16 protein-coding genes and 1 tRNA gene are annotated in these 12,841 nt (G+C 70.2%); 8 read left to right on the forward strand and 9 right to left on the reverse strand.

Annotated features, from left to right (window positions below; translation table 11 throughout):
- The first annotated feature begins 6 nt into the window (after window positions 1-6).
- Window positions 7-762 (forward strand): DUF2064 domain-containing protein, encoded by a 756-nt coding sequence (locus C466_RS10360; RefSeq protein ID WP_004596168.1) that lies wholly within the window; start codon window positions 7-9, stop codon window positions 760-762.
- Between the two features lie 44 nt (window positions 763-806).
- Here C466_RS10360 and C466_RS10365 read toward each other — a convergent pair whose 3' ends face one another.
- The gene (locus C466_RS10365) at window positions 807-2,033 is read right to left on the reverse strand and encodes a type I restriction enzyme HsdR N-terminal domain-containing protein (RefSeq protein WP_004596167.1); all 1,227 of its coding nucleotides are present in this window, start codon (window positions 2,031-2,033) and stop codon (window positions 807-809) included.
- A gap of 97 nt (window positions 2,034-2,130) precedes the next feature.
- Between C466_RS10365 and C466_RS10370 the strand changes: the two genes are divergently transcribed.
- The 4 genes from C466_RS10370 to C466_RS10385 all read left to right on the forward strand — a co-directional run bounded on the left by C466_RS10370 (window position 2,131) and on the right by C466_RS10385 (window position 4,952).
- Window positions 2,131-2,214, forward strand: a tRNA-Ser gene (locus C466_RS10370).
- A gap of 446 nt (window positions 2,215-2,660) precedes the next feature.
- Complete coding sequence (sod, locus tag C466_RS10375; protein ID WP_004596166.1) at window positions 2,661-3,260, forward strand: superoxide dismutase; 600 nt, start codon at window positions 2,661-2,663, stop codon at window positions 3,258-3,260.
- Between the two features lie 433 nt (window positions 3,261-3,693).
- On the forward strand, window positions 3,694-4,041 hold the full coding sequence (locus C466_RS10380) for a DUF5827 family protein (protein ID WP_004596165.1): 348 nt from the start codon (window positions 3,694-3,696) through the stop codon (window positions 4,039-4,041).
- Window positions 4,038-4,952 (forward strand): hypothetical protein, encoded by a 915-nt coding sequence (locus C466_RS10385; RefSeq protein WP_004596164.1) that lies wholly within the window; start codon window positions 4,038-4,040, stop codon window positions 4,950-4,952. The genes C466_RS10380 and C466_RS10385 overlap by 4 nt, the downstream gene beginning before the upstream one ends.
- A 22-nt stretch (window positions 4,953-4,974) precedes the next feature.
- Here the strand turns inward: C466_RS10385 and C466_RS10390 are convergent, their stop codons facing one another.
- The 3 genes from C466_RS10390 to C466_RS10400 all read right to left on the reverse strand — a co-directional run bounded on the left by C466_RS10390 (window position 4,975) and on the right by C466_RS10400 (window position 6,413).
- Window positions 4,975-5,457, reverse strand: coding sequence for a hypothetical protein (locus tag C466_RS10390; protein ID WP_004596163.1), 483 nt, complete (start codon window positions 5,455-5,457; stop codon window positions 4,975-4,977).
- A gap of 66 nt (window positions 5,458-5,523) precedes the next feature.
- Window positions 5,524-5,871: a 4a-hydroxytetrahydrobiopterin dehydratase gene (locus C466_RS10395; RefSeq protein WP_004596162.1), complete on the reverse strand. Its 348-nt coding sequence runs from the start codon at window positions 5,869-5,871 to the stop codon at window positions 5,524-5,526.
- Between the two features lie 77 nt (window positions 5,872-5,948).
- Window positions 5,949-6,413 carry a DUF7124 domain-containing protein gene (locus tag C466_RS10400; RefSeq protein ID WP_004596161.1) on the reverse strand — a complete coding sequence of 155 codons (465 nt, stop codon included), beginning with the start codon at window positions 6,411-6,413 and terminating at the stop codon, window positions 5,949-5,951.
- A gap of 76 nt (window positions 6,414-6,489) precedes the next feature.
- On the opposite strand from C466_RS10400, the gene C466_RS10405 reads away from it, so the two are divergent.
- Window positions 6,490-7,317 (forward strand): BtpA/SgcQ family protein, encoded by an 828-nt coding sequence (locus C466_RS10405; protein ID WP_004596160.1) that lies wholly within the window; start codon window positions 6,490-6,492, stop codon window positions 7,315-7,317.
- A 29-nt stretch (window positions 7,318-7,346) separates the two neighbouring features.
- Here C466_RS10405 and C466_RS10410 read toward each other — a convergent pair whose 3' ends face one another.
- Genes C466_RS10410 through C466_RS17015 form a run of 5 tightly spaced genes read right to left on the reverse strand, consistent with a single transcriptional unit; the run spans window position 7,347 to window position 10,306 of the window.
- Window positions 7,347-8,459, reverse strand: a complete 1,113-nt coding sequence (locus tag C466_RS10410) for a carbohydrate kinase family protein (RefSeq protein WP_004596159.1) — start codon at window positions 8,457-8,459, stop codon at window positions 7,347-7,349.
- The gene (locus C466_RS10415; protein WP_004596158.1) at window positions 8,456-8,977 is read right to left on the reverse strand and encodes a nucleoside deaminase; all 522 of its coding nucleotides are present in this window, start codon (window positions 8,975-8,977) and stop codon (window positions 8,456-8,458) included. The genes C466_RS10410 and C466_RS10415 overlap by 4 nt, the downstream gene beginning before the upstream one ends.
- A gap of 24 nt (window positions 8,978-9,001) precedes the next feature.
- Window positions 9,002-9,328 carry a hypothetical protein gene (locus C466_RS10420; protein ID WP_004596157.1) on the reverse strand — a complete coding sequence of 109 codons (327 nt, stop codon included), beginning with the start codon at window positions 9,326-9,328 and terminating at the stop codon, window positions 9,002-9,004.
- Between the two features lie 18 nt (window positions 9,329-9,346).
- Entirely contained in the window at window positions 9,347-10,090 is a 744-nt protein-coding gene (locus C466_RS10425; RefSeq protein WP_004596156.1) for a hypothetical protein, read from the reverse strand.
- 39 nt (window positions 10,091-10,129) lie between these two features.
- Window positions 10,130-10,306 (reverse strand): hypothetical protein, encoded by a 177-nt coding sequence (locus C466_RS17015; RefSeq protein WP_004596155.1) that lies wholly within the window; start codon window positions 10,304-10,306, stop codon window positions 10,130-10,132.
- Window positions 10,307-10,451: 145 nt separating this feature from the next.
- Here C466_RS17015 and C466_RS10430 point away from each other — a divergent pair, with 145 nt between their 5' ends.
- A complete protein-coding gene (locus C466_RS10430; protein ID WP_004596154.1) occupies window positions 10,452-11,405 on the forward strand; it encodes a DUF7139 domain-containing protein in 954 nt (317 codons plus the stop codon).
- A gap of 514 nt (window positions 11,406-11,919) precedes the next feature.
- Window positions 11,920-12,840, forward strand: a complete 921-nt coding sequence (locus tag C466_RS10435; protein ID WP_004596153.1) for a CehA/McbA family metallohydrolase — start codon at window positions 11,920-11,922, stop codon at window positions 12,838-12,840.
- The last annotated feature ends 1 nt before the right edge of the window (window position 12,841 follow it).

Here is a 12,841-nt window from a genome sequence, read left to right on the forward strand (position 1 = left end):
TCCGGTATGACCGTCGTCGCCCTGCTGGCGAACCCGCCCCGCGAGGGGCTCGTCGGAACCGCGATCGCCGAGTCGACGCCGCTGTCGCCCGCCGAGGCGGCCGACCTCTACGAGGCGCAGTTCCGGGACGCCGTCCTCGCGGTCGACCGCTCCGGCGGCGAGCTCCTCGTCAACTACCCCGACGAGGAGGACCTCCCCGCCGACTACCGGACGGAGACGAGCCCGGAGGCGGAGCTGCGGACGCTCGTCGCGGACACCCTCGGCGGCACCGAGGAGGTCCGCTTCGAGCGGCAGGTCGGCTCCTCGTTCGGCGCGCGCGCCGGCAACACCGTCACGCACCTGCTGCGCGAGGAGGGCGCCGACTCCGTCGCGGTCGTCACCCCGACCGCGCCGCTGCTCTCGCGCACCGTCGTCGACTCCGCGGCGATGAAGCTCCGGACGACGGAGGTCGTTCTCGGGCCCTCGTCGAACGGGCGGGCGTACTACGCGGGCTTCACCGAGCCGATCGACTTCGACGGCGCGTTCGAGGCGCCGGCGCTGCCGACGCTCGCGGAGCGCGGCCGCGACGCGGACCGCTCGGTGGACTTCGTGGAGCCGTCGCCCTCGCTGGAGACCGGCGAGGACCTGCTCGACGTGATCCCGATGCTGCGGGCGCGGTTCGCAGCGGAGCGCGTGGTGCCGGACTACACGGCCGCGTTCGTCCACGAGAAGGGGCTGGACGTGGTCGTCGAGGACGGCGAGCAGCGGTTGGTTCGGGATTAAAAATCAGCACACCGTTTGGTCACCAGTCGCCGCACCGACCCCGATTACAACATATCGTCAGTCGTCTCCGCCGTCCGGAGCTCGCCTAAGGTCGTGTACCGCAGCGCCTGCGGATAGCGCGTCTCGTAGGGGACCGGATCTTCGAGTTCGTACAGCGAGCCCGGTTTGAAGATGATGACTTTCTTATCATCTGCGATTGCGCCCCGATTCTTGTACTCTAACGGCTCACGCATCAGGTCCGCCTGCTCAGGCGACACGACTCGCTCGACTTCGGCGATATATTTCACCTGTCGAACGCCACCAGTGACGTACATCGCCACGTAATCGAACTCGCGTCCGACCCGAACGAACCCCCACGCCTCGTTCTCTTTTAAAAAGGACAGCCCGGATTCCCTCGTCGGGAATACTGCCACCGTTGAGTCCGGATCTCCGTCGATGTCTCCGCGGCGGATCGTTCCAGCGATGTGATTTTTGATCGGTTCGAGACGGCGGTTGTCTGGACCATCCGTAGAACCGGTTTCACCACTGACGTCGATCTCGTCGTCAGTCGTTGGCGGGCTGTCGGCGGCGGCGAGCTCACTTTCCGTTTCTCCGACGAATTGGCGCTGTTCACGTAGCAGAGACACGAGCCCCTGAACGAACTCCCTCGACTGCGCCTGAAGGTCGATCGGTAACTCGCCGACCTCATCGGTAACCGCGCTCGCGACGGAATCGGTGACCGTCGATTCATTCTCGCTTAAATATCGGATCGTACGATTCGTTTCCGCGACTTGTTCGGCGATCTCCGCCGATTTTCCCGATCGGATCGACTCTTTCGTGAGGAGTTCGAGAACGCCCGGACGCTCGTTGAGATCTTCGAGGCTGAACTGAAGGACCGACATCTCTTCGCCGCCGTTACGGCGGCGATCCTTCGTCAGGACCTCGAACGATTTTCCGTTGGTTAAGATTCCCCAATCGACGTCTAACTCTTGCCGCATGTAACTTCGCAACTGACGGACCTCGTCGTCTGACAGCGTCGATCGGACGGGTTTTGCTTCGACGAAGACGACTGGTGAATCACCGACAAGGAGAGCGTAGTCGACGTGTGTGCTGCCCGACGCCATCGGAACGTTGTACTCCAGTGCGACCTCCGTCGAGTAGAGGTCCCACCCGAGGAGTTCGAGGAAGGGCTGGATCAGTTTCACCTTCGTGTTCTCCTCGTCCATCTGCGGCGATGCTTCGATGAGTCCCCGACATCGGTCGACGTACTCATCGATTTCGTCCCGGTCCATTGACGTGTGATTTATGGCGAGGCCTTTTAAAATACCGCTGGGTCGGACATTCCCGATCCGATACCACTTAGTCGGCCGACGCCGAGCGGTCACGTGTGGTGGGATGGCAGAGTGGCCCATTGCGCCTGCCTTGAAAGCAGGTAGCCTCACGGCTTCCTGGGTTCGAATCCCAGTCCCACCGTGTCGAGCGCGGCGCATTCCGCGCCGCGCGAAGACCGTGCGCGGATTCGAAGCCTGCGAGTCGCAGCGCCCGAGCGGTGCGAGGTGTGAGCAACGCGAACACCTCGAAAGCGAGCGGCGAAGCCGCGAGCAGCGAGGGCGACCGTCTCGCATCGGTTCGAATCCCAGTCCCACCGTTTCTCCGAGAACAGCAGTGAGCGGAGAGCGGTTGCTGGGATCCGAACCGGAGACCGACCGGGCTGGCGCGAAACTTAATTCGGTTACTCCCTCGTCTCGTCCGTCGATCACGAGCGACCCTCGTTCTCAAGGCCCTATTTCCTCGAACCGCTACCACACCGCTGATAGCCCGAAGCGGCCGGTAACACTCACGTCCGGTGCCCCGTGGTACCGCGTGCCGCATTATCTTTAACAGGTTTCCGGCACATGTTCGTAACAGGTGATACACGCATGAGCTACGAACTCGATCCGCTACCGTACGATTACGACGCGCTGGAACCGCACATCTCCGAGCAGGTGCTCGAATGGCATCACGACACCCACCATCAGGGGTACGTCAACGGCTGGAACTCAGCCGAAGAGACGCTCGAAGAGAACCGTGAGTCCCACGACTTCTCTTCGTCCGGCGGGGCCATCCGCAACGTGACCCACAACTCCTCGGGTCACATCCTCCACGACCTGTTCTGGCAGAACATGTCGCCGGAGGGCGGCGACGAGCCCGAGGGGGCGCTGGCCGACCGCATCGCAGAGGACTTCGGCTCGTACGAGGCCTGGAAGGGCGAGTTCGAGGCGGCGGCCTCCGCGGCCAGCGGCTGGGCGCTCTTGGTGTACGACACGTTCTCGAATCAGCTTCGCAACGTCGTGGTCGACAAGCACGACCAGGGCGCGATCTGGGGCGGTCACCCGATCCTCGCGCTGGACGTCTGGGAGCACTCCTACTACCACGACTACGGTCCGGCTCGCGGCGAGTTCGTCGACAACTTCTTCGAGGTCGTCGACTGGGAGGAGCCGTCGGATCGCTACGAGCAGGCCGTCGAGCTGTTCGAGTAAGCGCGTTCGAGAGGGCGCGTTACGCGCGTCGAGATCCGCATTTTTTCGCAGGACACTACGGGGTTAGTGACGGATCCGTTCAGGCCGATTGATTTACCGGGAACTTTTGACGGGTGCCGGGACTGCCCCAAAGCCCCACCCGCGAGGACTCGCGTGACTCGCTGCGCTCCTCGGTCGCTCACTCCGTTCGCTCCCTGCGGTGCTTGCGTCGTCAGGCTTCGTCCTCGCGGGTGCCCCTTTGAGTCCCACCCGACCGCAACCGCATCGCACCTCTCACCTCCCCAGCCTCGTCAGTCGCCCGTCGCTTCGCTCCGGGCGACTGACTCCCTCGCGCGTGCTGGCTCGCGGCCTGTCGGCCGCTCGCAGGCACGCGCCACCGCACCGGTGAATCCGTATCGGCAGCGTTTACGGACGCGGTCGCGTACCCTTGCGCATGCCCGAACCGAAGTCGGCGTTCGACGCCACCTACCCGTGCGACTTCTACGAGCCCGCGGAGCTGTTCGAGCCGGACCAGATGTACACCGTCCCCGAGATCGGTCGCCTCCTTCAGGGGCTGGAGCCTGACGCCGAGGTCGACCCCGACACCGAGGCCGTGCTGGTCGACTGGGCGGTCCCGTGGGTGATGGTCCACTCTGAAGACATGGTCGTCGCCGAACCCTTGCGCGAGGACGGTCCGGGGTACTACGGGCTGGCGACCGAGGGCGACTCGGACGCGGAGTCCGACGCCGAATCCGAACCGGACGCCGACGGCGACGAGGCCGGCGCCGACGAGTCGGCGTGACCGGGGAGCCCTCGGACGCGCCGACCTATCTCGTCGCCGGCGGCGCGCGCGTCGACGCCGGCAAGACCACCTTCTCGGCGGGGCTGGTCGCGCACCTCGCCGGGCGCGCGGGCGACGCGGTCGGCGTCAAACCGCGCGCGGGCAACGATCACTGGTTCGACCACGACGACTACCGAGTCGCGACCGACGCGGGCCGGCTCTACGGGAAGGACGCGCGCACCCTCGCGGCCGCGACTACCCGCGCGCTGGCGACGGTCGACGACGCCGCACCGTCGCCCTCGGCGGTCACGCCCGAGTCGATCAATCCGGTCCACCGTCTCTGGAAGCCGACGCCAGGCCGGACCGGAATGTTGGGCGACGCCGACCGCACGTTCCTCTGTGACCGCGTGACGACCGACTCCGGAACGCGGTTCGTCGTCAACGGCGCGGCGGAGGACGCTGGGCTACTTCCAGACGGCCTCACCGAGCGCCTCCCGCTCGCGGACGCGACCCGCGTACACGATGTCCCCGAGTTCAACGAAGTGATGGCCGAGGCGCACCTCCCGGCGATCGAACGCCTCGCGGAGCGCGTCGCGCGGACCCCGGTCCCGCGGGTCGTCGAGTCGTACGCCGACGTCGCCGGGACGCTGCCCCGCGACGGGCCGGTCGCGCCCGACGCGGTCGCGGTCGTCGACCCCGGCCGCGCGCGGATCTACGCGGGCGACCGCTACGCGAAGGCCCGCGCCGTCGCCGCCGGCAGCCCGCGCGAGGGCGCCCGCGAGGAGCACGTCGACGCGGTGACGGAGATGATCGAGCCGCTCGCGACCGAGCCGCTGCCGGCGCTGTCCGGCGAGGTTCGGGGGGACCCGGATCGGATCGCGTCACGGTACGAATCGGCGTACGCGGCGCTCACCGACGGTATCGACAGTTGAGAAGAGGTCCGGCGACCCGCGTTCAGGCGTTCCGCTTGGTGTAGTGTTCCAGCGCGGACTCGATCGACGAGAGGTCGGCGTTCACGCGGCTGTCGGCGACACGCATGAAGCCGGGCGTGTACGACGACGAGTAGTCGAAGATGCGGTTGACGGCGCGCTTGGGGGCGGAGACGGCGCTGAAGTCTGTGACCGTGTACACCCGGGTGGTCGGGAAGGCGGTCCAGAACGTCCCGCTCGCCCACCGGCCCTCGTCCGCGAACGCCTCGCCGACGCGGCCGGTCGCGACGTACTCGTCGTCCGCGTAGAACAGCAGGAGGTCGCCCCCGCTCATCTTCTCGAACGTCGAGCCGTTGCCGCTGTCGTCGTCGACGGCCCACAGGCGGGCCTCGTCGAGGTCCGCGAGGGGTTCGGGGCGATCCGGGTAGTCGGTGAGGTCGACCGGGGACCGGACCGTTCGGTCGAAGTTCTCCGGGTCGATCGGGACCAGGAAGACGTTCGCGCTCATTACCCGTCGTTTCGCCGGCAGGGGTTTAAAGCCGTTTGTTGCTGTTCCAGGACCGGAGTCGTTCGGTCACTCGTCGTAGTCGGCGTACAGGCGGTCCATCCGCGCCGCCATCACGAAGTCGGCGCGGGTGAGGCCGCCGACTTCGTGGCTCCACATCTCGACGCCGACCTCGCCCCACGACAGCGCGATGTCCGGGTGGTGCCACTCCCGCTCGGCGAGCTCGCCCACGTCGTTCGTGAACGCCAGCGCCGTCTCGAAGTCGGGGAACTCGTAGCTCGCCTCGAGGTGGTGGTCGTCGACGACCTCCCAGGCGTCGCCGAGCTCGGCGACGTAGTCGGCGCACTCGTCTGCGTCGAGCGGTTCCGCGTCGTCGCCGGCCGGTTCGACAGGCTCGTCCGCGAGCGGTGAGGACATACCCCACGTTGGGCGACGAGCGGTTTGTACCTTCCGCGGCCGAGACCCGTCGCTCCCGACGAGCGAGAGTCCGGGGCTCACCGGAGCCGCGAGAGCGCGTCGCGGACCGTACGGCGGAGCCGGGCGAGTGGTCCGTCGTCGCCGTCCGCGTCAGGCTCCCTCGCGCCCGGCTCCGAGAGTTCCCAGCCGGCCTTCTCGGCCGCTTCGTCGACTCGCAGGAACTCGTAGCCCGTCTCGGTCGCGACGCGCTCGTCCGCGCGGGTGGTGCCGACGAACACGCGGCGCGGGGCGGCGCTCTCGTCGCGCACGTCCGCGAGCGTTCCCCACTTGTCCCAGTTCGTGAGTTCGTAGTCGTTGTCGACTCCGTGGTCGCGGGCGAACGCCGCGACCTGCTCCGCCTCGTTCGCGACGATACCGACGTGGCGGCTCCACCGGCGCGCGTCGGCGAACGCCGCGGCGGGGTCGGCGAGCGACCGCGCGGCGCCGAGCGAGAAGACGAGCGTCACGTCGCCGTCGCCGGGGTCCGTCGCGTCGATTCCCATCTCGTTCGGCCGGAGGCGACCCGCGGCCTAAACGCTGTGGGGAGGCTTTTGTCCGGGCGCCTCCTCGGCCCCGACGATGGAGTTCGAATCCACCTTCGGCACGGGCGCGCCGCTGCTCGGCATGGTCCACCTCCCGCCGCTGCCCGGCGCCCCCAGAGCGCCCGACGACGGGCGCGAGGCGATGCGCGCGGCGGTCGACCGGGCCGCGAGCGACGCGCGGGCGCTCGACCGCGGCGGCGTCGACGGGATCGTGATCGAGAACTTCGGTGACGCCCCTTTCTACCCGGACGAGGTCCCGCCACACGTCGTCGCGGCCGTCACCCGCGCCGCGACCGCGGTCGCCGACGAGACGGACCTCCCGCTCGGGATCAACGTCCTCCGGAACGACGCCGAGGCCGCCCTCTCGATCGCCGCCGCGGTCGGCGCCGACTTCGTCCGCGTGAACGTCCACACCGGCGCCCGAGTGACGGATCAGGGGATCGTTCAGGGGCGCGCCCACGAGACCCTCCGCCTGCGAGACCGGCTCGGCGTCGACGTGGGCGTCTTCGCCGACACCGACGTGAAACACTCCGCGCCGCTGACGCCGGCGGGCTACACCGCCGAGTCGTTCGCCGACACCGCCGAGCGCGGCCTCGCCGACGCCGTCATCGCCTCCGGGCCCGGGACCGGCGAGGCGGTCGACGCCGAAGCCTTGGAAGCGGTCGTCGCAGAGCGCGACCGCCACGGCCTCGACACGCCGGTCCTCGTCGGCAGCGGCGTCACGTCGGAGACGGTCGCCGACCTGCTCGGCGTCGCGGACGGCGCCATCGTCGGCACCGCGCTCAAGGAGGGCGGCGAGACGACCGCGCCGGTCGACGCCGACCGCGTCGCCGACCTCGTCGCGGCCGCCGACGCGGTCCGGTGACCTCGTCAGTTCCGGTACTTTCGCCGATCTCAGTCGCCGTCGTACCCGCGCTCCGCGAGGAACGACTCGACCTCGCTCCGCGTCGGGAGTCCGGGCTGCGTGAACCGGCTCGTGCAGTTGATCGCGGCGACCGCGGCGGCGAACCTGACGCCGGAGGCGACGCCGTCGCGGGCGGCAGATGAATCCGCGGACGCTTCCGCCGATTCCCCCGCGATCCACCGGTCGATCAGCCCGCCGGTGAACGCGTCGCCGGCCCCGGTCGTGTCGACCGTCTCGACGTCGAACGCGTCGAACTCGGTCGCCTCTCCCCCGGCAACCGCCGTCATCCCGTCCGCGCCGTGCGTGAGGACCGCGCGGGGCCACGTCGGGCCGCCTCGCGACCGCGATGCGGACGCCGCGTCGGATTCTCTCTCGGACGCGACCGCTCGGCGCTGTGCGTCCGCGACCCGTTCGACCGCCGCCTCCGCGGAGCCGAAGAACGCGGGCGCGGCGACCCCGTCGGCGACGAACAGGTCGGCCCGGTGGAGGAACCGGTGGATCGTCGCCGGTTCCGTCCCGCGTCCGACCAGCTCCTCGACGGACCCGGAGAGGTCGAAGATCAGCGCGGGCGGGCTCCCGCCCGAGTCGGCCGCGCTCTCCCGGAGCGACTCGACCCGGTCGAGGATCCGCCGCGCCGCGCGGTCGGGGGCGTAGGCGGTGAGGAAGACGGCGTCCGCGTCGGCCATCGCCGCGAGCGCGTCGTCGTCGGGACGGAGGCCGCGGAAGCTCTCGCCCGCCGTGACGATGGCGCGCTCCCCGTCCGGGTCGCGGAGGATGAGCGACCTAGTGTGGGCGTCGTCGCCGACCGCGACGTGGGTCCCGTCGACGCCGGTCTCGGCGAGGTACGCCAGCGCGCGGCGCCCGTACTCGTCGTCGCCAACGCGGCTGACGAGCCCCGCGTCGCGGCCGAGTCGGTCGAGCGCGACCGCGACGTTGGCGCCGACGCCGCCGAACGCGGACGTGACTTCGCCGGCGAACGCGCCGCCGTCCGGCTGGGGGAGGTTGCTGACCGCGTACCACTCGTCGATGGCCGCGGCGCCGACCGAGAGAATCGCCGGTGAACCCCCCTCCGCGGCGTCGCCGGCGTCCGACTCCGGCGTCACGGCTCGCGGAAGAAGTCGTCGTGGACCGCCATCGCGGCCTCGACCGCGATCGGCCCCTCGACGGTCGTGTCGCCGTCGGCGCGCCGGATCACTTCTTCGAGGGGGATCGGCACCACGTCCGCGGAGAGCTCGCCGAGCGTCTCGCCGTCGACGCCGAAGACGATCCGGCCGATCCCCGCGTAGTGGATCGCCGTCGCGCACATGGGGCACGGCTCCGTGCTGGCGTACATCGTACAGGCCTCCAGCTCGTCGGCGTCGAACTCGCGCGCGGCCCAACGCGCGAGGGTCAGCTCCGGGTGCGCCGCCACGTCGCCCTCGGTCCGCGTCTCGTTTCGCGCCTCGCCGACGACCTCGCCGTCGACCGCGAGCAGCGCGCCGAACGGGGTGTTGCCGGCCTCTACCGCCTCCTCCGAGAGCCGGATCGTTCGCTCGACGTACTCCCGGTCGGTGGGGTCGTCGGGGAGGTCCTCAAGGTCCTGGAACTCGCCGGCGTCGCCGGCCGCGTCCGCGTCTGTCATACGCCCCCGTACGCCTCCGGATACCTAACGGTTGGTACCGCCGTCGTCGGACGACTTCGGGCGGTCGTCGTCCGGCGGCCGCCCGCTGCCCTCGTCCGAGTCGGTGGGGGCCGCCGCGTCCTGCGACTCCCGCACGTCGCGGAGCGCGTCGACCGCGTCGTCGGTGGCGCTCGCGGTCCGGGTCTCGGTGGCGGCCGCTGGGTCGAGCCCGTTGGGTTGGTCATCGTTCGTCGCGCTTTCGTCGGCCTCGTCGGCGTCGCTCGCGCCCGTCTCGTCGCCCGATTCGCCCGCGCCGTCGGCCTCGTCGTCCGCGCCGAAGAGCCACGCGCGGACCGCGTCGATGAATCCCATGGATCTGTGTGGTCGTCGTCAGTAGTTCCTGAACAGCAGCGCGCGCACGTCGTCTTTCGTCCGCGCCGTCTCGACGCTCCCGTCGGGGAGGTCGACCTCGTACCGCGCGTCGCCGTCCCCCTCTCGCCACTTGTCGGCATGGGTGTCGAGGAGGCTCATCATCGCGTCCAGCTGGCCGGCGCCGCCGTCGTCGCCTCCGGTAGCGTCTCCATCGGCGTCGTCTTCGCTTGCTTCGTCCTCGACCGAGTCGCTTTCGTCGGCGGCGTCCTCCACTGGCCCATCCGTGGACTCGACCGCGTCGAGGTCGACGTCGACGCGCGCGAAGGGGTCGGCGGCGAGCGCCTCGGCGGCGTCGAGGATCGCGTCGACGAGCTCGTCCTTCGTCATCCCGCTGCGCCCGGTGACGTCGAAGGCGGCGGCGATGTCGGACAGGTCCATCGGATCGTCCGGGTCGGGGTCGCTGTCCCGTCGGTTCCGCGCCGAGAGGAGTTCGCGGGCGCGGTCGCGGTCGAACGGGACCGCGTCGGCCGCCGCTTCGCCCACGGCGTCGGTCGGCTCGTCGCCGGTGTCGTCGCCTCCCCCGTCGCCCGTCGGCGCCGCGACGCGTTCGGGGTCGTCGACGGCGTCCGCGAGGTCGAGCAGGTACGAGAGCGCGTCCTCGCGGTCGACGGAGGCGTACGTGCCGGCGTGGGCCGCTTCCAGCTCCTCGCGGAGCGCTTCGATCCGGTCGGCGTGGTCGTCGGTGATGTCGAGCGTGGGCATAGTGTGGGTCCGGGGCTACTGGTTCTGTGGCTCGGGCGGCTACTGGTTCTCCTCGAAGCGCGCGAGCGCGTCCGCCCAGCTCTCGGCGAACTCCGGCTCGCCGGAGTGGTCGGCCTCCACGTCGGCGTAGCCGCAGTCGTCGCAGGCGACGGCGGTGGCGGCGCCGAGCGAGAGCGACGACAGCTCGGCGCCGCAGCGGGGGCACTCGTGCGACACGGATGCTCGCGTGGAACCTCGTCGCCCGCGGTGAAAAACGCACGGGTCGGGTGGGTGCGTCGACGGACGGGAACGCGATCGGAGCGGCGGGCGAACGGTGCGCCGCCGGGGTAACAGTCATTACACTCGGCGGAAACGTTCGGATATGAGCGAAGCGGACGCCGAGAACGTCCTCATCGAGTACTACCGTCGCTACGTCGGCGACCCGGACCGGACGATCGACGTGTACGCCGGCTTCGGGCTGTTCTCCGCCGGCATCGCGCTCGGGGTGATCGGGGTCGTCGTGTTCCTCTACAGCGCCACGCTCGACCCGACCGCGGCCTCGACGTTCGCGGTCCGCGAGGTCGCCGCGGTTGCGGGCGCCGTGGGACTCCCCGCGCTGCTGTTCGGCATCGTCGTCCTCCTGCCGGTCGACCGCCGGATGCTGTACCTCGCGGGCGCCGGGATCGCGGTCACGCTCGCCGCCACGGGCGCGTTCACCTGGGCGTACCCACACAACTGGAACGTCGTCGTCAACACGGACTACAGCGCGCGGATCGTCGCCGTCTACGCGCTCGGACTGGTGGCGGTCATCGGCGCCACGGGCGGCGCCCTGGTCGCGCACCGCGTCGAGCGCGTCGCGGGCGGCGCGGGCGCGGCGGGCGCGGCGGGCGGTGCGGGCACCGAGGGCGGCGTCGCGGACGCGAGCGGCGGGTCGGGGTCGGAAGCGGCCGGCTCCGGCGGCGAGGCGGTCACCGAGGAGTCGGTTCGCGCGGACATCGAGCGCGAGCTGGAGGACGCGGAGCTGACGTGGGGCGGCGTCGAGCGCTCCGAGACGCGCCGGCTGGAGCTGAACACGAGCGCCGTCGACGAGGCCGACGTCGACGCCGAGAAGCTCGCGGGGTCGGCGACCGAGACCCGGACGACCTCCGGCACGGTCAACGACGCGGTCTCCGAGTTGAAGGGGCTTCAGGGCGGGGACGTGAAGACCGACAGCGGGCAGGGCACCGACGACCAGGCCGCGAAGCTCCGCGAGCTGCGCGAGCAACAGCGGAAGGAGGCCGAAGAGGACGACGAGGACGGCTCCGTCGTCGACAGGATCAAGGGCCTGTTCGGCTGAATCGGGCTGGCTACGTTCGATAGTATTTATAAAAAGGTGGTTCGGTTGAGGGCGTCGCCGTGTTCTCAGCCGGTTATTTATAAGAGATAGATGCGCGGTTGGCGACGAACACCGCCAAAGCCCCAGTCGCGAGGGCGGCGCACGCTCGCTGTCGCCCGAAAATCGTAGATTTTCGGGATGACGAGACGCCTCCGGCGTCTCGAACCACGCGCCTCACTCGGTCGCTCGCGCTGCTCGCTCCCTCGTTGCGGTGCTTACGTCGCCTGCGCCGCCCTCGCGACTGCCCCGTTGAGTCCCGCCCCGCACTGCTCCGCACAGCACCTCTCACCGCCCCAGCCTCGCCGCTCACGCCCTGCGGGCGTTCGCGGCGTCCCTCGCGCGTGCTCCTCGCGGCCGCCTCCGGCGGCCACTCGCAGGCACGCGCCACCGCGAATCGATTTATGAATGCCTGCGGGCTAATCGTCCGACGGCCGTCGCTCGCCCATTTATATACCTCCCGCCGCGTAGTTCGGGCGTGTCCCGCGTCACCGTCAGCATCGACCCGCACGTCCACTCCGAGGGGAGCTACGACGGCCACGAGCCGGTCGAGCTGATTCTCGAACACGCGGCCGAAATCGGGCTCGACGCGGTCGTCATCACCGACCACGACGTAATCCGGGAGTCGAAACGCGCGGCCGAGATCGCCCCCGAGTACGGGCTGATCGGCATTCCCGGCGTGGAGGTGTCGACCGCGCACGGCCACCTGCTCGCGGTCGGCGTCGAGCGGATGCCGCCCCGCGGGCGCTCGTACGCCGAGACGGTCCGCTGGATCCGCGACCGCGGCGGGGTCGCCATCGTCCCGCACCCGTTCCAGCGCTCGCGCCACGGCGTCCGCCAGCGCAACATCCCGACGCCCGGGTCGGCCGAGGACGCGGACGAGCCCGTCGCGGCGGACGGCGCCCCCGAAGCCGGGGCCGTCGAGGCGGACCCCGAGCCGGAGCCCGCCGCGGCGGTCGCCGAGGTGGACGCGATCGAGGTGTTCAACGCGTGGCTGTTCACCGGGTACCGCAACCGTCGCGCGCGTCGGTTCGCGGCCGAACACGGCTATCCCGGCGTCGCCGCGAGCGACGCGCACCACCTCCAGTACGTCGGCCGGGCGTTCACGGAGCTGACGGTCGAGGGCGTCGAGTCCGTTCACGACGTCACGGCCGACGACGTGCTGGCGGCGATCCGCCGCGGCACGACGACCGTCGAGGGGCGGCGCGCGCCGATCCGGATGGCGGCGAAACACTACGTCGGCGCGGCCGGGCGCCGCTCGGCGTACTACGCGCGGACCGGCGCGGCCCGGGGCGCGCGCGCCACCAAGCGGACCGCGGTGGACGGGGCGGTGGCCGCGAAGGTCGCCGCGCTCCAGTCGATCCACCGCACGCGGCGGTTCCTCTCCTGGTTCGCCTGAG

The organism is Halorubrum distributum JCM 10118 (genome assembly GCF_000337335.1).
Classification (GTDB): Archaea; Halobacteriota; Halobacteria; order Halobacteriales; family Haloferacaceae; genus Halorubrum; species Halorubrum distributum.